Origin of the sequence: Paenibacillus sp. FSL H7-0943 (assembly GCF_037963265.1) — a bacterium.
Taxonomy (GTDB): Bacteria; Bacillota; Bacilli; order Paenibacillales; family Paenibacillaceae; genus Paenibacillus_AQ; species Paenibacillus_AQ odorifer.
On sequence record NZ_CP150148.1, the window covers coordinates 1,398,258 to 1,419,176 of the forward strand.

The 20,919-nt window shown below is 47.4% G+C and carries 20 protein-coding genes; 18 read left to right on the forward strand and 2 right to left on the reverse strand.

What is annotated here, in order from left to right:
* Nucleotides 1-6: 6 nt before the first annotated feature.
* From NSQ55_RS06130 to NSQ55_RS06155, 6 genes are all read left to right on the forward strand, one after another.
* Nucleotides 7-720, forward strand: a complete 714-nt coding sequence (locus tag NSQ55_RS06130; RefSeq protein WP_076128159.1) for a metal-dependent hydrolase — start codon at nucleotides 7-9, stop codon at nucleotides 718-720.
* A gap of 59 nt (nucleotides 721-779) precedes the next feature.
* A complete protein-coding gene (locus tag NSQ55_RS06135) occupies nucleotides 780-2,591 on the forward strand; it encodes a sensor histidine kinase (RefSeq protein ID WP_339171989.1) in 1,812 nt (603 codons plus the stop codon).
* Entirely contained in the window at nucleotides 2,584-3,783 is a 1,200-nt protein-coding gene (locus NSQ55_RS06140) for a response regulator (protein ID WP_076128155.1), read from the forward strand. Before NSQ55_RS06135 ends, NSQ55_RS06140 begins: the two co-directional genes overlap by 8 nt.
* Before the next feature lie 189 nt (nucleotides 3,784-3,972).
* Complete coding sequence (locus NSQ55_RS06145; RefSeq protein ID WP_339171991.1) at nucleotides 3,973-5,304, forward strand: extracellular solute-binding protein; 1,332 nt, start codon at nucleotides 3,973-3,975, stop codon at nucleotides 5,302-5,304.
* A gap of 107 nt (nucleotides 5,305-5,411) precedes the next feature.
* On the forward strand, nucleotides 5,412-6,287 hold the full coding sequence (locus NSQ55_RS06150) for a sugar ABC transporter permease (RefSeq protein ID WP_038569153.1): 876 nt from the start codon (nucleotides 5,412-5,414) through the stop codon (nucleotides 6,285-6,287).
* A gap of 30 nt (nucleotides 6,288-6,317) precedes the next feature.
* Nucleotides 6,318-7,145, forward strand: a complete 828-nt coding sequence (locus NSQ55_RS06155) for a carbohydrate ABC transporter permease (RefSeq protein ID WP_036681776.1) — start codon at nucleotides 6,318-6,320, stop codon at nucleotides 7,143-7,145.
* 90 nt (nucleotides 7,146-7,235) lie between these two features.
* On the opposite strand, the gene NSQ55_RS06160 is transcribed toward NSQ55_RS06155, so the two are convergent.
* Complete coding sequence (locus NSQ55_RS06160; protein ID WP_076128152.1) at nucleotides 7,236-8,237, reverse strand: lipoate--protein ligase; 1,002 nt, start codon at nucleotides 8,235-8,237, stop codon at nucleotides 7,236-7,238.
* Between the two features lie 227 nt (nucleotides 8,238-8,464).
* Here NSQ55_RS06160 and NSQ55_RS06165 point away from each other — a divergent pair, with 227 nt between their 5' ends.
* The 4 genes from NSQ55_RS06165 to NSQ55_RS06180 all read left to right on the forward strand — a co-directional run bounded on the left by NSQ55_RS06165 (nucleotide 8,465) and on the right by NSQ55_RS06180 (nucleotide 12,118).
* Nucleotides 8,465-9,553, forward strand: a complete 1,089-nt coding sequence (locus NSQ55_RS06165) for a threonine-phosphate decarboxylase (protein WP_339171996.1) — start codon at nucleotides 8,465-8,467, stop codon at nucleotides 9,551-9,553.
* 129 nt (nucleotides 9,554-9,682) lie between these two features.
* The gene (locus NSQ55_RS06170; RefSeq protein WP_248547970.1) at nucleotides 9,683-10,420 is read left to right on the forward strand and encodes an adenosylcobinamide amidohydrolase; all 738 of its coding nucleotides are present in this window, start codon (nucleotides 9,683-9,685) and stop codon (nucleotides 10,418-10,420) included.
* A 49-nt stretch (nucleotides 10,421-10,469) separates the two neighbouring features.
* Nucleotides 10,470-11,429: an adenosylcobinamide-phosphate synthase CbiB gene (cbiB, locus tag NSQ55_RS06175; protein WP_339172003.1), complete on the forward strand. Its 960-nt coding sequence runs from the start codon at nucleotides 10,470-10,472 to the stop codon at nucleotides 11,427-11,429.
* Nucleotides 11,430-11,437: 8 nt separating this feature from the next.
* On the forward strand, nucleotides 11,438-12,118 hold the full coding sequence (locus tag NSQ55_RS06180; RefSeq protein ID WP_076128145.1) for a histidine phosphatase family protein: 681 nt from the start codon (nucleotides 11,438-11,440) through the stop codon (nucleotides 12,116-12,118).
* A 105-nt stretch (nucleotides 12,119-12,223) separates the two neighbouring features.
* On the opposite strand, the gene catA is transcribed toward NSQ55_RS06180, so the two are convergent.
* Entirely contained in the window at nucleotides 12,224-12,883 is a 660-nt protein-coding gene (gene catA / locus NSQ55_RS06185) for a type A chloramphenicol O-acetyltransferase (protein ID WP_076128143.1), read from the reverse strand.
* A 142-nt stretch (nucleotides 12,884-13,025) separates the two neighbouring features.
* Between catA and NSQ55_RS06190 the strand changes: the two genes are divergently transcribed.
* The 8 genes from NSQ55_RS06190 to NSQ55_RS06225 all read left to right on the forward strand — a co-directional run bounded on the left by NSQ55_RS06190 (nucleotide 13,026) and on the right by NSQ55_RS06225 (nucleotide 20,203).
* Complete coding sequence (locus NSQ55_RS06190) at nucleotides 13,026-13,574, forward strand: ATP-binding protein (protein ID WP_339172006.1); 549 nt, start codon at nucleotides 13,026-13,028, stop codon at nucleotides 13,572-13,574.
* A 112-nt stretch (nucleotides 13,575-13,686) separates the two neighbouring features.
* Nucleotides 13,687-15,138 (forward strand): PLP-dependent aminotransferase family protein, encoded by a 1,452-nt coding sequence (locus NSQ55_RS06195; protein WP_076277713.1) that lies wholly within the window; start codon nucleotides 13,687-13,689, stop codon nucleotides 15,136-15,138.
* Nucleotides 15,139-15,157: 19 nt separating this feature from the next.
* A complete protein-coding gene (locus tag NSQ55_RS06200; protein ID WP_076280087.1) occupies nucleotides 15,158-16,090 on the forward strand; it encodes a D-alanine--D-alanine ligase in 933 nt (310 codons plus the stop codon).
* On the forward strand, nucleotides 16,083-17,246 hold the full coding sequence (locus NSQ55_RS06205; protein ID WP_076128136.1) for an aminotransferase class I/II-fold pyridoxal phosphate-dependent enzyme: 1,164 nt from the start codon (nucleotides 16,083-16,085) through the stop codon (nucleotides 17,244-17,246). Before NSQ55_RS06200 ends, NSQ55_RS06205 begins: the two co-directional genes overlap by 8 nt.
* A 95-nt stretch (nucleotides 17,247-17,341) precedes the next feature.
* Nucleotides 17,342-18,403 (forward strand): nicotinate-nucleotide--dimethylbenzimidazole phosphoribosyltransferase, encoded by a 1,062-nt coding sequence (gene cobT / locus NSQ55_RS06210; RefSeq protein ID WP_339172012.1) that lies wholly within the window; start codon nucleotides 17,342-17,344, stop codon nucleotides 18,401-18,403.
* Nucleotides 18,400-18,948, forward strand: coding sequence for a bifunctional adenosylcobinamide kinase/adenosylcobinamide-phosphate guanylyltransferase (gene cobU / locus NSQ55_RS06215; protein WP_076137512.1), 549 nt, complete (start codon nucleotides 18,400-18,402; stop codon nucleotides 18,946-18,948). The genes cobT and cobU overlap by 4 nt, the downstream gene beginning before the upstream one ends.
* Nucleotides 18,945-19,760, forward strand: a complete 816-nt coding sequence (gene cobS, locus NSQ55_RS06220) for an adenosylcobinamide-GDP ribazoletransferase (RefSeq protein WP_339172016.1) — start codon at nucleotides 18,945-18,947, stop codon at nucleotides 19,758-19,760. The genes cobU and cobS overlap by 4 nt, the downstream gene beginning before the upstream one ends.
* A 116-nt stretch (nucleotides 19,761-19,876) precedes the next feature.
* A complete protein-coding gene (locus NSQ55_RS06225) occupies nucleotides 19,877-20,203 on the forward strand; it encodes a YnfA family protein (RefSeq protein ID WP_076128128.1) in 327 nt (108 codons plus the stop codon).
* Nucleotides 20,204-20,919: the final 716 nt, after the last annotated feature.

Consider the following 20,919-nt stretch of genomic DNA (forward strand, 5'->3'; position numbering starts at 1 on the left):
TTCACTATGATGGGCAGATCCCATTTAATTATCAGCACCGGGGTTACCCTATCTGTAATGAGTTTGATGGCCCATGAGATTACAATCCCGGTTATTGCCGTCGCCGCATTAAGCTCGCTCCTGCCAGACATTGATGAACCGAATTCGTTACTGGTACGCAAGGCGATTCCTGACTTTCTGCTCAGGGTACTACAGGTTGCTTTGATAGGAGCAGCGATTTATCTTTATTTTGCAGGAATCGTTGAAAGTCCTTGGAATATTGTACTGGCCCTACTTGTGGGGAGTGTGACTTTCCTGCCGGGAAGAAAGCTGCGGCATCTGGTGATGGTACTAATCGCTACTGCGGTATTTGCATACGGAGGGGCATATGACCCTTGGAACTACATAGTAGCTTGTATACTCGTAGTTACATCACTTGTCCCGCATCGTGGATTGACTCATACCTTATATGCTGTTGCAGGCTGGAGCACTTTATTGTATTTTGCTTCATCGGGTATACAGGATGGTGGCAGTCTATGGATAGCAGGCGGCATGTCTTATGCGCTTCATCTATTAGCCGACTCTCTCACCCAAAGGGGAATTACGCCCCTGCCGCCCATTCCATTTAAGCTGCGTCTAAAGCTAATGAGTACAGGCACGAAAAAAGGTGGAGCTGTAGAGAATGTTTTTATCCTGCTGACACTAGCCCTAGTTGTATATGTATTTATACTTTCTCCTTGAGATTTACGGATATGAAGCACATAATGAATTACCGCTAGAACACACAGGAGGCGGCTGTTATGCGGGGGGATTCCTTAGTGAAGTGGTTTGGAAGATTGCAGATTCGTAATAAAATTATCCTTATTTTTATACCGTTGATCATTTTTCCATTGCTTGCTTTAGGCTTGCTCTCAGGACAGATGTTCAGCCGTTCGATGATCGAAAAGGCTAAGTACAATTTTAAAGATGAATCCAAGCTCATCATGCAGCAAATAGATACGATTGTAAAAAATACGGAGAGTAGTGCTAACATTATAACTACCGACATCCATCGGATGTATGCTGAACGTCCGTTGTTATCCTCGACAGTGGAGCAGACGCGGTTTCGCAATTTAATGCAGAGCCAGCTTTCTATCGATCTGATTATTTTTCCGGATGTTGATTCTGCTGTGTTTGTGGATACGGAAGGCCAGATTTATTCCTCTTACGCCTACGGTAATCCTAACGAACAGAAGGTATTCACCAGCGATATGCTGGAGAAGGCTAAAGAAAAAGGCAGCTACGGGGTTAACCGTTGGCTTCCCATGGAACAGAGAGATTATCTGGTTAGTGATCCGGCAGTTCCGGTGCTCACACTAAGTAAAGTCGTGTACAATCTTAAAACGGGCAACCTAATAGGTACATTATTTGTGAACGTAAAAGAAGATGCTCTCTCTGCTTTTCTGGAAACCGCTAGAGAAACCTCTTCGGACAAGAAATATTTTGTAGTAGACGGAACGCAAAGGACCGTGTCTACACCTGATAAATCAAAGCTCCTACTGAAGCCTGAGGACAGACTGAACGATAGTCTTAGGAAGACGGGAAGCTCTGTCTCGGAAATTATCGGCAGGGGGAGCGGGCGAGAGCTGGTCACTGTGACGTATTATGATAAGCTGAATTGGAAGCTTGTGAATACCATTTCGCTGCAAAAGTTAACCGCTGATATTCATCGCAATATAACGTTAACTATATTCGTGGGAATAGGATGCCTGTTACTGTCTCTGCTGCTTGCAGGAAAGCTGTCACAGATTATCGTAAATCCGCTTCTTCAGGTGACGAAGGCGATGCGTAAAGTAAGGGAAGGCGATCTGAATGTCACCTCACCAGTGACTACAGAGGATGAGACGGGGCTGATCTCCACCGTATTCAATTCCATGGTTGGTCGTATTCAGGAGCTGATGCGGACGATTACGAATGAACAAGTCCGGAAACGTGAATATGAACTAGCTCTGATTCATGCCCAGATTAAACCACATTTTCTGTACAACACACTGGATACGATTTATGTACTCAACGATTTGGAGCTTAATGAAGCGGCTCGGGATACGACCAAGGCACTGGCAGACTTCTATCGGGTTGTTCTTAGCAAAGGAAACGAGGTTATTCCACTGTCCGAGGAAGTATCAATTGCAGCTGATTATTTGGCTATTATGCAGGTTCGCAACCCCGACGTATTACGTTACGAGATTAATATCCCGAAATCTCTCGAAGGAGTCAAGGTACCCAAATTGTCCCTACAGCCACTCATAGAGAATGCAATCTACCATGGATTAAAAACAAAGGGTAGTCAGGGGCTTATCTCAATAGAGGCTTATACACACGGAAGAGAAGTTATCATTACCGTGGAGGATAACGGTGTTGGCATGTCCGAGGAACAGGTGTCCCGGATTGTAGAATACCGCTCACGAGAAGGAAAACCGGCATCCATTGGTATATACAGCGTTCATGAACGGATTAAGCTGTATTTTGGAGAACCATATGGCCTATCGGTGGAAAGTAGACTGGGAAAGGGTACTGTTATGAAAATGACGATTCCCGGAACGGAAGCGCAGGGGGGCAGCATAGATGTATAAAGTGATGGTTGTAGATGACGAGCCGCTGTTTCGTTATTATATGCGGACCAAGCTGGATTGGAGTAAATATGATTTCAGTGTCTGTGGTGAAGCGTCAAATGGCAGAGAAGCGCTGGAAGAAGCGGAACGGACGAAACCTGATTTGGCTTTAGTGGACATTAGCATGCCCTATATGGACGGTATGGAGCTGGTTACCCGGTTACAGGCCAATGCTCCTGATATGCTGATTGTTTTTGTAACAGGGCACAATGAATTTGATTATGCGCAAAAAGCGATTCGCTTAGGTGTACAAGATTATTTATTGAAACCGTTTAACCAGCAAGAGTTTAACGAGATGATGATCAAGGTGAAGCAGCGCCTTCAGTCACATAAAATAGGTGCACGCAAAGCTGGTAAGCCGGAAATAATTGCAGAAGGGACGGCTTCTAGTAAGCTCTTTCCACTCCAAATGGACGAGCAGAATTCCTCTGAAGGGATAGAGGAGTTCTCCTTTCCATCCAAAGAAATCACTCATCTTGGAATTCAGGATGCCATGCTGATGGCGTTAAAGATGGGGGATGGCGATGCAGCGGCGAAGGACATAAGCAAATTAATTGAGATTCTACGACGCCAGAAAGGGGGAGGCAGCTATTCCTTTACTCTTTTAATGAGTATAGTATCCCTTTGCCTTGCCTATGCTGGAGAAAGAGGGATCAATCCGGAAAGTCTCTGGAAACCAGCAGGTTCATCAGAGCAGCGGCTACGGGAGATGGATAACTGGGATGAGACCGAAAGCTGGATAAAAGGCTTGTACAGTAAAGTCATTGATCAAGGTCGTGAGCACCGCCCCTCTAAGTCGTACAATTTATTCATTGCCGCCAAAGAGTACATCCGGGAGCATTATTCCGATTGTGAGCTGACGGTTGACCAGGTGGCGAATGGCGTATATGTAGATACCAGCTATTTACGGAAGGTTTTTCGAAAAGAAGGTGGAATCTCTGTACTTGATTTCATTACCTATACTCGTATGAAGCAGGCCAAGGAACTGCTTGCTGGAGGAAATGTGAGACTGTCTGAAATCGCCGGTAAAGTGGGCTATAATGATCCGAATTATTTCAGTAAATGCTTTAAAAAACACTATGGCATGCCGCCGTCTGAATTTGAGCAGCTGGCTGCCCGTTCCCGCCATATTGGCGTTAATAATGAAATTTAATAAACAAATTTGGTGGCGGCTCTCTGGTGAGGCCGCTTTCATTTTGTCCTGTTTATTACCGATTGTGCCCGATATGGCTCTTTTTGGGTCTTCAAGGCTCAAATATAATAGAAACAGGACGATGAAAACGCTAACAAATAGCGGATTCAACTAGCTCCACTAAATAGAGCATCAGAAAGGGGATTCATTATGAGCAACAAGCTATTCAGAACACTGGGGGTTGCAACTGTTTTATCCTTAGCTTTCTCACTTACAGCCTGTGGTGGTAACAATGCCGGAAACGGTGGTTCAACCTCTGAAGATTCCAATACGACCGCTGGGAACACCGATAAGAAAATTCAAATAAAAATTTATGCACAGCATTTTGACGAAGATACTTCAAAGCCATTTGATTATGCCGTAGAGGAATTAAAAAAGGAAATGCCGAGGGTGGAGATTGTACTGGATGAGGCTGTTCAAGACGGCTACCAGAAGCTGAAAACATATGCCGCGACTGGGAACATGCCGGATATTTATGAAACAGACTGGCCTACGCTGCAAACCTTCGCCAAATCTAAAAATGTCGAGCTGCTTGATGAATACCAAGCCACCAAAGATTTCAAAGCGAATCTAAACACAGGGAATGAGTCCCGTCTGATTGCCCCAGACGGTCATGTATACGCATTCCCATATACGGGAATCGAATTCCAAATGTTGTTTTACAACAAGGATATCTTTAAAGAGGTAGGCATCGAGATGCCGATCAAGACGATCGATCAGCTGGCTGAAGCGGCTAAGAAGCTTTCTACAGCAGGGTATACACCGCTCTCAATTTTCGCGAAGGAGAAATGGATCACTACTTCTTTTTATAGCGGACTTGTGACTCGTGAGGAGACGAAAGGGTTCGGCCCACTCGAAACGAAGGGAACGACAACATTGCCTTCGCCTTATGTAACAGCAGCAGAACAAATGAAGAAGCTGGAAGAAGCAGGCTTGTTCGACGTCAATGCTACGAATACCAATTATGATCAAGCTTCATCTTTGTTCTACCAAGGAAAAGCTGGCATGTTCGTCAACGGTCAGTGGGAAATCTACAGCAGTGCTGAGAAGCTTGGGGATAAAGTGGATTGGATGTACTGGCCAGCTAAGGACGAAGCGACTTATGAGAACAACAAAATGTACATTAACGGTGCAGGAGGTCCTGGTGGCTTTGCCGTTTCTCCTAGCAGCAAGAATGTTGAGACCGCAGTGAAAGTAGCTAGTTTTATCGCACAAAAATATAGCGAATACAAATATACACAGCTGGGTAGCCCGATCGTAGCGACTAAAGTGGATAAAGAAATGACCGGTGAAGTGCCTGCCATGATGAAAAGAATCGCTGAAGAAGTGCTGCCAAACGTGAAGGGTTACGCCAATGCGGTAAGCAGTGTTCAAATTAAAAATGCACTGGACGACAATACACAAAATATGTTGATCGAAGGATTCTCGGCTAAGCAGTTCACGGATAACATGAACCGAGTGCTGAACAAAGAAAATAAATAATTAGAGAAATAAAATAAATAAAAATTGGTCCATGCCCTGCAGCTCACCCGGATCGAGCCCTTATATCGGGTGAGCAGCTTGGTAAGGAAGGAGTGGAATCTTACCGCATGCATAAATACTTAGGTAATAAGAAAGCCATAATGCTGTTTCTGCTTCCCGCTCTGTTGATTTATAGCGTAGTGATTATCTATCCGGTGCTTCAATCCTTTTATCGTAGCTTTTTCGAGTGGGACGGGCTCAGTACGGCTACTTTTAACGGATTGTCCAACTATGTAGAGATGTTTGATGATCCATTGCTTTTGACATCCCTTCGTAACGGCCTTATTTTTGCACTGGTGCTCGCTGTATTTCAGATCGGATTGGGAACCATTCTTGCGCTTGCCTGTGCCGATCCGCGAATCAAAGGGCGTAAGTTGTTGAAAACAGCTTATTTTATCCCCGTAGTTCTGTCGGTTACGGTTGTTTGTCAGCTATGGATTGCCATCTACGATCCGAATAACGGATTGATCAATAGACTTTTTGAAATTTTGCATATTCCTTATCAACAAAACTGGCTCACTTCTCCAACCACATCCATAATTGCGATTGCCTTTGTTAATGCCTGGCAGTTCATGGGTTACCAGTTCAGTCTTTTATATGCGGGGGTTAAATCTGTCCCTGAGCAGTACATGGAAGCTGCCACGATTGACGGTTGCTCCAAGTGGATGGCGCATCGTAAGGTGACGATTCCAATGATGAAGGAGACGTTCAAATTCTGTCTGATCATTGCCATTACTTCAGGAATCGGTGCTTTTGTACAAATGTTGATTATGACTAACGGCGGACCGGGAACGAGCAATTATACGCTTACCTTTATGATTTATCGTTATGCTTTCTTGGAAAGCAATTACGGCTATGCCTGTGCGGTATCGGTTGTGCTTGTCCTTCTGTCGCTTCTGGCCACCATTATTATCAACAAGACATTTGACCGAAATGAAGCATAAGGCAGTACGCCGGAAAGGAAAAGGAACGTTATGAAAAAAGTGAGAGCATTGCTCATACAGCTTCCCTTATGGATTTATTTTATCATTTCCATCTATCCGCTATTATGGATGATTTCTTATTCTCTGAAAAATAACGATGAGATTTTTGTCACCAACCCTTTCGGATTTCCGACTAATTTCCGGATTGAAAACTATGTGGCCGCTTGGTCACAGTTCAATATACCGCGATATTTTACGAATAGCTTGGTAGTCTCTACGATTTCAACGCTACTTATTATCATATTATCGCTGATGTTCTCATTCGCAATTTCCCGGCTGCGGTGGAGATTCCGTGAAGGGGTCAGATTGTATATGACGATCGGAATGTTCATGCCGCTGCAGGTAATTATGATTCCACTTGCTATACTCGTGCGGGACTTACATCTGACTAATACCTACGGTGGACTGATTGTTCCTTATGTCGCCATTGGATTGCCGTTCTCTTGTCTGGTATTCTACGGCTTTATGAAGGGTATTCCTGGGGAGCTGGAGGAATCCGCTTGTATGGACGGCGCGAATGTATACCGGATGTTTCTGCAGATTATTGTGCCGGTTGTAACGCCAGCTGTCGCAACAGTAGCCATTTTTCAATTCCTGAACAACTGGAATGAATTTTTGCTGGCTTATATTCTGATCTCTGATGAGGGGATGAAAACACTGCCGCTGGGTCTATTGTTCTTCCAAGGCCAATACAGCACTGACTGGGGTGGCATGGGGGCGGTTATGACGATGGCGAGTCTGCCAATGGTTATTGTCTATTTGTTCTTTAGTGAGCAGGTAGAAAGAGCAATGACAGTTGGATCTGCTGTAAAAGGATAAAGCGAAGAGTATTAATTCATGCAAAAGAGGACTTCTGGCGAATGCGCAGGAGTCCTCTTTTTGATTCAAATCATGACCAGTGAATTCATCCTATTCCTCTAGGAAGACCAATCCGATAAAATCCTCCGGCTCAATACGACCGAAATAATGCTTCAAATCGAGATCAGCTAATGCTTCTCTAACCTCAGCCTCGTCATAACGTTTGCCACGAAGTGCATTTTCAACATCTACTACGTCACCGACTCCGAAGAAGTCACCATAGATTTTGATGTCTTTAATGAGGGAATCTTCAATATCCATCCGAATATCAATAATTCCGGCAGGGAATTTGCGCGTGTGCTTAACGTTGCTTTTTGGTGACAGACCGTAGTTCCAGTCCCAGTTCTGGTAGTGCTCCTTGGAGATCTCATTAATTTTGTCCCAGTCGGCTTGTTGCAGCTTGTACTGAGGAACCTCAGAAGGATCCATACCAAAGATCGAACGCAGCAGGCCGGCGCGGAACTCCTCGATCGTCATATCTGTACCCAGCAGCTCTTTGATATTCGCTACACGACTGCGTACGGATTTGGTGCTCTTTGATTTAAACTTCTCTGGATTCACTTTTAGAGAGGCTTGTACATCATCTAAATTAAGATTGAACATCAAGGTACCATGGCTGAACATACGTCCGCGTGTGGAGAACTGAGCGTTACCGGAAATCTTTTGCTCACCAACTTGCAGGTCATTCCGTCCGCTTAGCTCGGCGTTAACACCCATGCTTTGCAGGTAATCGATGACCGGTTGGGTAAATTTCAAAAAGTTATGAAAGGATTGGCCGTCATCCTTGGTAATAAAGCTGAAGTTCAAATTTCCAAGATCGTGATAAACAGCTCCACCGCCGGATAGACGACGTACGACCTGAATATTATTATCTTTTACATACTCTTGGTTAATTTCTTCGATAGTATTCTGATGTTTCCCTATGATGATGGATGGGCTGTTGATATAAAAAAGCAGGTAACTCTCGTCCATCGGCAAGTGCTTCAGCGCATATTCCTCAATCGCCAAATTGATGGATGCGTCAGTAATCCCTGTGTTATCAATAAAAAGCATAGTGAATTCCTCCGTCGCAGCAAAATTGATTACAACCTTCATTTTAAACCAAAAGCGGTTTTTTAACAAAAGAGATCACATTGTTGAGATTCATGTCGGTTTGAGGGAAGCGGGGGATTTAGCTGATTCCTTCTGCGAAAGCATTGACGTTCTTCCGGCAAAGAGGCAATAATGGTGGCAATGACATACATATCGTGCTAGAGAAAGTAGATAGAGGGAGTGTAATTATGCTTGAAAAATATGGGCATGGCGGTGATTTGCTGACGGCAGCGGAGCTCTATGGAGAAGCTGGGGGCACATTTCTCGACTATAGTGCCAACATCAATCCGCTCGGTCCCCCACCGCAAGTTTTGGAGCTGCTCAGAACAGCACTGTCAACGGTGGTGGCATATCCGGACCCTGGACACCGATGCTTTAAACGCCTACTGGCGGAAAATCTTGGCGTAGATAATAGCTGGTTAACCGTGGGCAACGGAGCAGCGGAATCTATGGCTTTGCTGCTGCTGGCGATAGCTCCGCAAAAGGTTGGCATCGTGGAGCCTTGTTTCTCTGAGTATCGGCAGCTTTCCATACAATTTGGCGCTGAAGTATTATCGGTTCAGGGGACAAAGGAACAGCATTTCCGCGCTGGAGTGGAGGAGATTGCCGGGCTGCTGGAACAGGTGGAACTGTTATTTCTCGGACAGCCGAATAATCCCAATGGCGTTCAGTATGCTGTGGAGGAACTGCGCTTGTTAGCGCAGAAGGCTGAAAGCTGCGGGACTTATTTAGCTGTGGATGAAGCTTTTATTGACTTTATCCCGGAGTCAGAGCGAAATACACTCCTGCCGGAGCTGGAGCGGTTTCCGCATACGGTTCTGGTGCGGTCGATGACGAAGTTTTATGCGATTCCCGGCTTGCGTCTCGGGTTTGCGATTTCACATCCGAAGCTGGCGAAGGCGATGAGCGGAAAGCAGGTCACCTGGAGTGTGAACGGCTTGGCGCTGCTCGCAGGGGAAGCCTGCCTTACAAGTGGACGTGACTATGAACAGCGTACGCGTGAGCTTATTGCAGCAGAACGCGAAAAACTGCGGCAGGGTCTTATGCAGCTGGGCTGCGATGTCCCACCGGGAGAAGCCAACTTTCTGCTCTGTGGCTTGCCATCACCGTGGAGCGCGGCTGAGTTTCAGACTAGGCTTGGCCGCGTAGGTATACTAGTGCGCAGCTGCGCTATGTATGCAGGGTTAGGTGCTGAGCATATTCGAGTTGCCGTTAAGGGACATGAGGATAATGCCCGCCTTTTGCTGCAGATGGCGGAGATTCTAGCGACTAAGTGACAGGTGCATGTAGTCTTTAATGACTCTATGTGCGGAGCGAGCTGACAGTGCGATTGGCGGGGCATCCTTTCGCGGATGGTTGTAAGTATTCAATGAAAGAAATGAGCGGTGAAAGGAGCGGGATCGGTTATGGTGGAAGTGAAGATTCCATTTAATCTTACAGGGGGAATCAGGGAGTATCGTCCGGCCGTCTGGCCAGGGCTTGCTCTGCAATGGAAGGATAAGCATCTTCTGCTGGAGCTGCCAGCAGAAGCCGATGGTTTATCGAGCGCGTTCTACGGCGGAGGAATGAATCGGCTGCAGCGAGCCGTCAATTTATATGTAGATCGCAATTACGAATGTAGTGATCCTGTCCAGGATATGGAGAATAAGCTGCACGATTGGGGTTATCCTTTATCCGGCTGTGCTGGTCTGATGACGGCTGTGCCGCTAGAGCATGCAGCGGTAGCTGAAGAGGACACGGGTTCAGCGGGGATTTTTGTTTGCGTTACAGCCGCCGCAGGAAATGCTGCGCGCGCAGGTGTGGAACGCAATGTGCTGGCTGTGTATCGGCCGGGTACGATTAACATCATGCTCTGCATTGATGGCCGCCTGACACCGGCGGCCATGGTCAATGCTGTGCAGACAGCTGTCGAAGCCAAAGCTGCCGCGCTGGCAGATCTCGGGATTACCGATCCCGAGAATGGCCTGATCGCAACCGGCACGACTACGGATGCTATTGTACTCGCTGTGAGCCAAAGCGGGCGATACAGCGCCGAGCATGTATATGCCGGCACAGCAACCGATCTTGGAGGCGCTATCGGCCGGCTTGTATATAGCGCTGTGACGGGCAGCCTGCTGTCGGTGCAGGCAAGGAAGGATAGCTAATGAGAATGGATAGCTGGAGAAGTAGAAGCTTGTTCAGAGGTGATTGCTTGTGACAATCGCTTTGGTGTTGCTTGCAGCTTATGTGATTGACCGGATCGTAGGTGATCCGCGTAACCTGCCTCATCCCGTAATTGGTATGGGCAAAGCAATCACGGCTCTGGAGCGGGCGATCCGTCGTTTATGGTCCCGCCCGCAAAGCCTGCGCAGAGCAGGGGTGTTACTTCCGCTATGTGTGGCGGGCGGTGCTTGGGCACTGACAGCCATCCTGCTATGGCTGCTGTCATATATCTCACCGTGGCTCGTCTGGATAGCCGAGGTTTGGTTGATTTCAACCACGATTGCCTCCAAGGGACTAAAGGATGCAGGAATGGCGGTGTACGTGGAATTGCAGAAGGGCGATATCCCTGCTGCCCGCAAGGCGTTGGGGATGATCGTGGGACGTGATACGACTTCGCTAGACGCCCCGGAAATTGTCCGTGGAACGGTGGAGACCGTAGCAGAAAACATCGTCGATGCGATTATTTCTCCACTTTTCTACGCGCTGATTGGCGGTGCACCGCTTGCTATGGCTTATCGGGCGGTCAATACACTCGATTCAATGGTTGGTTATAAGAACGATAAATACCGTGATCTCGGCTGGGCATCTGCCCGGCTCGATGATGTTGCTAACTTTATCCCGGCACGAATTACGGCATTGCTTTTGGCTCTATGTGCAGGGATGCTTCGTCTGGATTGGCGCAGATGCCTGCAAATGGTGAAGCGGGATGCACATCTACATCCAAGCCCTAACAGCGGTTATCCAGAATCAGCTGTGGCTGGCGCACTCGGCATCCGACTCGGAGGCGAAAATATGTATCATGGCGTCGCTTCTTTTCGGGCTTATATGGGTGATCCGGTACGTACGATGGAACCGGATGATATCATCCAGACCTCGCGGATGATGATGCTCTGCTCTTCAATATTTGTAGGTCTTTGCGCGGTTGTGGCATGGATATGGATTGGAGGCTGAGCGTCGGTATGGCAATTCCCTCTATAGAGCTTGAGCTAGTGCTTATCCGACACGGGCAGACGAAATGGAATGTTGAGCATCGTTACCTGGGACATACGGATCTTCCATTGCTTCCTGAAGCAAGTGAGCGGCTATCCCAACCTCAGCAGCAGATCTGCCTGCAGACTGAGTTATCAGGTGGTTTTTGGCGTGTGTTCTGTTCCGATTTGCTAAGATGTCGGGAGACCTTGGCTTTCGTAGCACCTTCACTAGAGCAGGACGCTGTTTATGATCAGCGGCTTCGTGAAATGAACTTCGGAGCTTGGGAAGGCTGCACTTATGAGCAACTGAAAGATAACTCTCTATATAGACGTTGGATTGATGATCCTTCAAAGGTTACACCGCCAGAAGGAGAATCGTGGACAGCATTCGATGCTCGGTTGCGTAGTTTCCTGTTGGACCTAGGTCAAGCTGCTGTGGCTGCATTTGGATGCTGTGCTATCAAGGAGAAAAAAAGTGAGGTTACATCGAATAGAGTATTGGTAGTGACGCATGGGGGTGTTATCAGGAATTTACTTGCACAGTTAGTTCCTGGTCTCACATTCTACAGTGCAGTGGCTCCTTCTCCAGGGAATGTAATGGTACTAAAAATACTCTGGCAGCATGGACAATGGTCAGCTGATAAAGCTCATATTTTGGAAAAAGGATGATTACATGAAAAAAGGTTTCCACGTCATTAGGAAAACCTAATAGGTGGAACCCTTTATGTTTGAACTATCGTTTGCTGTCAGCAGAATAACATGGTTAATTAGATATTAGGTAATAGGTAACCATTCCTTATAGGTATCTGCACGTGATTGTAATTCATTATACAGCATGCTGGCATGGTAACCGTCGCACACGGCATGGTGGAATTGCCCCGAGATGGGTAATAGTATTTTTTTGTCTTGCTGAAAATATTTCCCTATCGTAAAGATGGGAAGTAGGTAGGTTCCTTCGTTATACACGTTCAGGTTAAAGCTTGTGAAGCTGACCCACGGAATGCTGGAAATAGGGAAGGTGTTCGGCGGTTCGTTTGCTTTAGCGATAAATTGTTTCACGCTTCCGTACATTTTCATATCATCGAGATAACGGTTATAGAAATCATTAAACTGTTCACCGTACGAAGTCCAGATGCTTGAGAAAGTCTTATCATCATCATGGAAAATTGTAAAACTAGGGGACAAGCTATCCCAATAACCTAATCCACCTTCAGAATCAAAACATGTGCGGAATTCACTATGACGGTTCACCACCGTAGTTATCATGTGGATTAGTGCTGGGTACAGCTTAATCCCCTTTAGCTTGAGCTCTGACAGTAGAAGGGTGATATCAATATTTACGGTCATGCTGTAGGTGCATCTGACATTGTTTAAATAATGTTCAAAATAGGGTTTTCTACTCCAGTTATCAATGACAATCGGGTTAAAAATCATTTATTATGACCTCCTAAAATTATTTCGTTTTTCATTTTAGGAGGTCTGCTGGACTGATTTCACCATATCCTTATCACAATCCCTTGAGAAAGTATTTTGTAACGATGAGTATACCATCAATTGGAAGGGAGATGCATTTATAATGCTGACCGAAAAGTTGGTTATTGAAAAATTGCTTCAGCAAAAGAGTACGAGTGTTGCTTCCAGCGTAGTGATGATGTGCGGTGTAGCGGGGTCGGGTAAAACAACCTTTGCTAAAAAGCTGGAGAAAGAGGGATTCGCCAGACTTTCGATAGATGAAGATATTTGGGCCACGCACGGCCGTTTCGGGGTGGATTATCCAGAGGACAATTATGAGTCTTATAAAGAAGAGTCGGAGATAAAGCTGCGGGGGGAGCTGGTGCATCTGCTTCAGGCAAAACATCATGTTGTTATCGATTTCAGCTTCTGGCAACGTCAGAGACGGAACGATTACAAGCAGCTCATTGAGAGTTATGGTGGCGTGTGGGAACTGATTCACTTAAAGGTTCAGCCGGATGAATTGCGTCAGAGACTGCTTATCCGGAGTGAACGTTTTGACGCCAATGCCGCATTTCCGATTACTGAGGACATATTAACCCGGTTTTTAAATGGTTTTGAGATCCCTTCTGGAGAAGGGGAGCTTGTGATTGAGCATAGATCTGTAACTTGATTTTTTTGGCATTTGTCCTCCTATAGAACCACAGCCGGATTAAAATCCCATGGCTGTGGTTCTTTTTTTAAGCGAGTGATTGTGCCATGATAGTCATGGGGGCGATTGAGAGATGTTTAAGGATTTTAAGCTCATAGCCGGACGGCCGGTGTATATACAAATTAAAGACTATATGAAGCACTTAATCATAAAAGGCGGTCTGCAAGGCAATCAAAAGCTGCCCTCCACACGAGAGCTCAGCACATTGCTTAAGGTTAGCCGCAACTCCGTAATCTCTGCTTATGCAGGGCTTGAGGATGATGGCTTTGCTTATGCTGTGCAAGGGCAAGGAAGTTATGTTGCTGCTACGCCGCCTGGCAGTGAAACGATCTCTTCCTGGACGATGGACTGGAAGTCACGTCTCAATGATCACGCGGTGCTGGCAGAGGAACTGGATATCATGAAGCGCGGGATTCGAGCGGAGAAGGGGACGATCTCCTTCACCAGCATAGCGCCTGATGAGAGTCTTTTTGATCTGGATAATGTGAAGCGGTCCTTTATGGATCGGATGTCGGTAGAAGGCAACGTTCTGCTAAATTACGGCTATGCCAAAGGGTATAAGCCTTTAATAGACTATTTGAAGCAGTATATGGAGCACAAGGGCGTTGAAATGAAAGGCAAGGATATATTGATCACCAATGGCTTTACTGAAGGGTTCGATATTGTATTGTCTGCTCTGAGTAAAAAAAATGGTTCGGTCATTTGTGAGAATCCGACGCATCATACAGCGATCAAAAATTTGAAGCTGAACGGTTTTGAGATCACCGGGATTTCGATGGAGCGTGATGGGATTGATTTGGCGGAGCTGGAGAAAGCATTGCAACAGCAAGCTTTTGACTGTGCATACTTCGTCCCTTCTTATCATAATCCGACCGGAATTGTAATGTCTCCAGAGAAAAGACAGCGGCTAATGAAGCTGATGAATCGCTACCAAGTCCCGGTGATTGAGGATGGTTTTAACGAGGAATTACGATATTCGGGCTCACATGTGGCTCCACTTATCGCAGCAGCAGGCAGCGGCAACAGCGTGATTTATCTCGGCAGCTTCTCCAAGGTATTATTTCCGGGACTACGTGTAGGTTGGGTGCTGGCGGATCAGGAGTTGATCAATTCCCTCGAAAGCGTCAAGCGCGCCCGTACCATTCATACCTCGACGCTGGATCAATCCATTTTGTATCAGTATTTATTGGGTGGTCATTTAGAAAAGTATTTGAAAAAAGCCAGAGCGGAATACAAACGAAAGTATGAATTAACCCTGCAATGCTGCAAGGATTGTATTCCTTATACGGCGCTGTCAGGGGACGGTGGCCTGCATCTTTTTGTAACCTTCGCGGAGGGCTTTAATACAAGGACGCTGTTGGCGGCCTGTCATGAGCAAGGGGTTATTTTTACAGCAGGAGATATATTCTTCACAGACGGTAAGGGTCAAAATACGATACGGATCGGTTTCTCCAGAGTGACGGATGAGGATATCCGCAAGGGGATCGAGATTATTGGCAGAACAGCTCGACAACTAATGGGATAAAGAGGTGCTTGAGATGAAGATGAAGGTAGGCGTAATTATGGGCGGGGTATCCTCAGAGTATGAGGTATCCATGAATAGCGGTAGAGAAATATTGAAGAATCTAGACCCCAATAAATATGAAATTATTCCAATTGTGATCACCAAGCGTGAGGAGCTTATTGAGCAGGCAAAAGGGATCGATGTCGCACTGCTTGCACTTCATGGAGCTTACGGCGAGGATGGTACGGTTCAGGGAACGCTGGAGACGATGGGGATTCCGTATACGGGCAGCGGGGTTTTGTCTAGCAGCATTTGCATGGATAAAGATCTCTCCAAAAAGCTTATGCGCTGCGCAGGCGTCAATACAGCAGATTGGCTATGCTGGGACAGCATGAAGGATTATTCGGCTGAAGCGGTGGAACGGCTCGGATATCCTGTTATGGTGAAGCCATGTTCAGGCGGCTCGAGTATCGGAATGGAAAAAGTGAGCAGCAGCGAGGAGCTGTTGTGCGCAGTGCAGAAGGCTTTTGCCTGTGATCAGTCGATTTTGATTGAAAGCTACATTCAAGGCCAAGAAATCACCTGTTCTATTCTAAACGGAGAGCTGCTGCCTATTCTGGGAATAACCTCAGCAAATGCCGAGTGGTTCGATTACAGTGCTAAGTATGAAGAAGGCGGAGCAGATGAACGGGTCATTGAATTGCCTGCTGAGGTGCATGAGCGGGTACGCGAGGCTGCCTTGAGCTGTTACAAAGCACTAAAATGTAGCGTGTATGCACGGGTTGATATGCTGCTTAAAGAGGGGATTCCTTATGTGCTGGAGGTGAATACGTTACCAGGCATGACGAAGGCCAGTCTTTTACCCAAAAGCGCGCAAGCGGCAGGCTACACCTTCAGCGGACTGCTGGACGAAATCATCTCCCTTTCCCTAACGGAAAAGAGTGCAAAAGAAGAGGTGTACAGCCATGCATAATGAATGGATTGCTCCACGTGTGCGGGAGATTGCACCCTCGGGGATTCGGGCTTTTTTTGACCTAAGTGCGGGGAATCAGGATATTATATCGCTGGGTGTAGGGGAACCGGATTTCGTTACACCGGAGCATGTAAGAGCTGCCTGTATTCGTGCCTTGAATAATGGGGAAACGATGTATACGCCAAATTCCGGTTTACTGGAGCTTAGAGAGGAGATCGCTTCTTATCTGCACACAAGTTTCAAGCTTCGCTATGAGCCAAACGATGAGATTATGGTTACGGTGGGAAGCAGCGAGGCTGTGGATTTGGCATTACGAGCTTTCATTACACCTGGGGATGAGATTATCGTCCCTTCTCCGAGCTATATCGCATATTCGCCGATTACCCATTTGAACGGGGGGGTTACGGTGGAGGTAGAATCATCGGCCGAGCAGGGGTTTAAGCTTACTGCTGAAGCGTTACGGAAGGTGATTACTCCGCGTTCCAAGCTTCTTATGGTGAATTTTCCGACTAATCCTACAGGTGCAGTAATGACTTATGAAGATTGGCTGCCTATTGCACAGATTGTAAAAGAGAATAACCTACTGGTCATTTCAGATGAAATTTATGCCGAGCTTACGTATGACAGTCAGCATGTCAGCATCGCCTCTCTTCCCGGGATGCTGGAAAGGACGATTGTGATTAGCGGCTTCTCCAAAGCTTTTGCAATGACTGGCTGGAGAGTGGGTTATGCTTGTGGCGATCGAGAATTAATTGCTGCGATGCTAAAAATCCATCAATACACTGCGATGTGTGCCCCAGTGCTCGGTCAAATTGCTGCGATTGAATCATTGCGCAATGGAATGCAGCATAAGGAACATATGAAGCAATGCTTCGATGAGCGGAGAAAGCTGCTGGTTAGTGGATTTCGATCCATAGGACTACCTTGCCATGAACCTGCGGGTGCATTTTATGCCTTTCCTTCCATCGCTCACACCGGAATGAAATCAGAAGACTTCGCTTTGCAGCTGCTCAGGGAGGTCGGTGTCGCTGCGGTTCCGGGTCATGTGTTTGGAGCAGGCGGAGAGGGTTATATTCGCTGCTCCTATGCCGCTTCCTTACAAAAATTGACGGAGGCGCTGGAGAGAATCGAAGATTTTATGAAAGTGAAGTTGTAATTCTAGAAGTCCCCCTCTATCATAGATGGGGGCTTTTCTGCGAATATGAGATAGAATAGGTTATACGGATACATTTAATAGGAGGTCGTAATTATATGCTTTCAGATATTCAAGACGTAATTAAACAAATCACTCCGGCTGATGATCAGTCCATCCTCAAGGCGGAGCATCGGCTGAACATTCTGACCAAACCTCCGGGCAGTTTGGGACAATTGGAACCTCTGGCCGTTAAGCTCGCTGGAATTTCGGGTACGGAGCAGCCTAGTTTCACCAAACGAACAGTTGTTGTGATGGCTGCTGATCATGGGGTGTGCTGCGAAGGGGTTAGCGCATTTCCACAGGAAGTCACGCTACAGATGGCCCATAACTTTCTCAGCGGTGGAGCGGCTGTGAATGTATTGGCACGTCAAGCTGGGGCAGAGGTACAGTTTGTTGATGTCGGCATAAACGGCGATCTTAGTCATGTCGATCTGATTGATCGTAAAGTGCGCCGGGGAACGGATAATATGGCTGTGGGACCTGCGATGAGTCGTGAGGATGCCATGAATGCTCTTCTTGTTGGGATAAGAGTTGCGCAGGAAGCGGTTAAGAACGGCACGGAGATTTTTATAACAGGCGAAATGGGCATTGGGAATACTACGGCTAGTGCTGCCATTCTATGTGTTCTCAAAGGAATAGCCCCTGAAGTAGCTGTGGGACGAGGAACGGGAATTGATGATGAACGTTTACTACATAAAATTGCAGTGGTGGAACGCGCCTTAAAGGTAAATCAGCCGAATTCAGCAGATCCGTTGGATGTGTTATCTAAAGTTGGCGGACTGGAAATCGCTGGCTTGGCGGGACTGATTCTTGGTGCCGCTGCTAATCGGACACCTATCATTTTGGATGGTTTTATTTCGGGGGCGGCAGCGCTTGTGGCAAAAGCCCTTGCACCTGAATCCATCGCTTATATGATAGCGTCTCATGTATCAGGAGAACGGGGACACAAGTTAATGCTGGAGCAGCTTGGGCTTGAACCGCTGCTTAACCTCGGTCTGCGATTGGGTGAGGGAACAGGGGGAGTATTATGCCTTCATTTAATCGAGGCGATCTGCCGCATTTTGAGCGAAATGGCAACCTTTGAAAGTGCAGGCATCTCTGGAGCTGGTCAACGATGAGCATTCTTGTAACGGGAGGCGCACGTAGCGGGAAAAGTGGTTTTGCAGAAAAACTGATACAGTCACTGGCAGATCAGGCCTTCTATGTAGCAACCGGACAGGCTTTTGACGACGAAATGAAGGAACGGATTGCTCTGCATCAGCATCAACGAATGGAAAGTGGTTACGCTTGGGAGACGCTTGAGGAACCGTATGATTTACCAGATCTGCTAAAGCGATTATCGGGTGAAAAAGCGGTGCTCGTAGATTGTTTAACCTTATGGTTATCCAATGCATTATTGGCTGTGGAAGGTTTTGAAAATAGACAAGAGCTTGTTGAGAGTGAAATAACAAGGCTTGAAGACAGTGTGCGTTCTTTTCAAGGGACGCTTATTCTGGTCACTAATGAGGTTGGCGACGGGATTGTTCCGGAGTATGCGCTTGGCCGATTGTATCGTGATCTGGCGGGACGAATGAACGCCCTGATCGCTCGGCAATGCGAACAGGTCTTTCTAGTAACTGTTGGAATTCCAATTGAGCTGAAGAGCAGGGAGTATCGTTTATGAGGGAGCGTAGGGATGCAGCCGTAGCTGCCTTTCAGTTCTTATCCCGATTTCCTGTAAAAGGTGATCCGGGATTCTCTCCTGAACTGCTGCGCCGGAGTGTAATCTTCTATCCCATGGTAGGCGCAGCAATTGGGCTGTGTGTAGCTGCTGGAGCAGCCCTGACGGGATTGCTTTTACCTGCTTGGCCAGCAGCTGTGCTCACTCTGATTCTGTGGGTAGGCCTCACTGGCGGGTTGCATCTTGATGGCTGGATGGACAGCGCGGATGGTCTGCTCAGCTATCGGCCACGGGAGCGAGCCCTGGAGATTATGAAGGACAGCCGTGTGGGTGCGATGGGCGTACTCGCCTGCGTGCTGCTCCTGCTGTTTAAAGCATCTTTGTTGGCAGCTCTAATCGAAGGCCTCGCCTACTACGAGCTGCCGCTGCTCTTGGTACCAGCGGTCTGGAGCCGCTGGTATATGGTACGGGCAATGGTGCGTTATCCCATTGCCCGTGGAGACGAGGGGCTGGCCGCGAACTTCGCCGGCCTAGCTTCCTCGCATGAGCGGCGCGCGCTGGCAGTCGCCGCGCTGCTCTCGCTGGCCGCCGCCGCTGCGCCACTGGCGCTCGGCGCTGGCTTAGCCGCGTGGCCGCTGCATCTGGCGGCAGCTCTGCTGCTGCCGGTCGCGGCCTTGGCCTGCGGCACCGCGGCTGCACGGCGGATCAGCAGCCGGCTCGGCGGGCTCACCGGCGATGTGTACGGCGCGCTGAACGAGCTGCTGGAGGTTGTGCTGCTGCTAGTGTTATTGCTGCTCCAGCACAATTTAATGTGAGCTCCACGGGGGAACCTTGAGTGGTTTGTTGTAGGAGCTCTACGGGTGAACCTTGAGTACAATTTGTTGTGAGCAACCTTTGCGTTTTTATGAGATAGATAGGGAAGAGGGATGACATGTTATTTGCCATTCTGCTGTTTATAATTGCTGGGCTTGCTGAGATCGGTGGCGGATATTTAGTATGGTTATGGTTGAGAGAATCACGGCCACTTTGGTACGGTTTAGTGGGGTCTTTGATTCTGATAGCGTATGGGATTATCCCTACGTTGCAGAAATTCCCTTCCTTCGGTAGAGTGTATGCGGCTTACGGCGGGGTGTTTATCGTACTCGCGGTCTTATGGGGATGGCTTGTAGACAAGAAGACACCAGACGTATACGACTGGGTCGGAGCTGTTATTTGTGTGATCGGTGTATCGGTTATCCTCTGGGCACCGCGGCACTAGGTTGAGTGAGGTTTGCTTAGTCATAAAAGCTGAAAAAAGCTGAGTAACCTAGTTTTTACTAAGTGAGTAACTTGGCTCCGGACTCAGGAGACCTTATTTGCGATAAAAGGGTTAATTTGGAGCGTTTTCGGACATCAGAGGCGCTATTTGAACAAAATAGGCTGAGTCTGGGTTGATTATGAGGCAATAGCGTCTCTCGAGTCCGAAAAAGCCTCCAAATGGCAGTTTTTCGAGTAATAGCGGCATCTGAGTCCGCAAGCCAGCAGCAAATGGCGTGCTGAGTCTAAGTGAGAGCTTCGCGCAAGCTAGCGCATGTAGCCGAGTCTATTGCTGTAGGTAGCATCGACGGATGAACTTTGAGTAATTTGCTGTAGGTAGCATCGACGGATGAACTTTGAGTAATTTGCAGTAGGTAGCATCCACGGAGGAACTTTGAGTAATTTGCTGTTGGTAGTGCCACGGAGGAACTTTGAGTAATTTGCTGTTGGTAGCGCCACGGAGGAACTTTGAGTAATTTGCTGTAGGTAACTTGGCTCCGGACTCAGGAGATCTTATTTGCGATAAAAGGGTTAATTTGGAGCGTTTTCGGACACCAGAGGCGCTATTTGAGCGAAATAGGCTGAGTCTGGGTTGATTATGAGGCAATAGCGTCTCTCGAGTCCGAAAAAGTCTCCAAATGGCAGTTTTTCGAGTAATAGCGGCATCTGAGTCCGCAA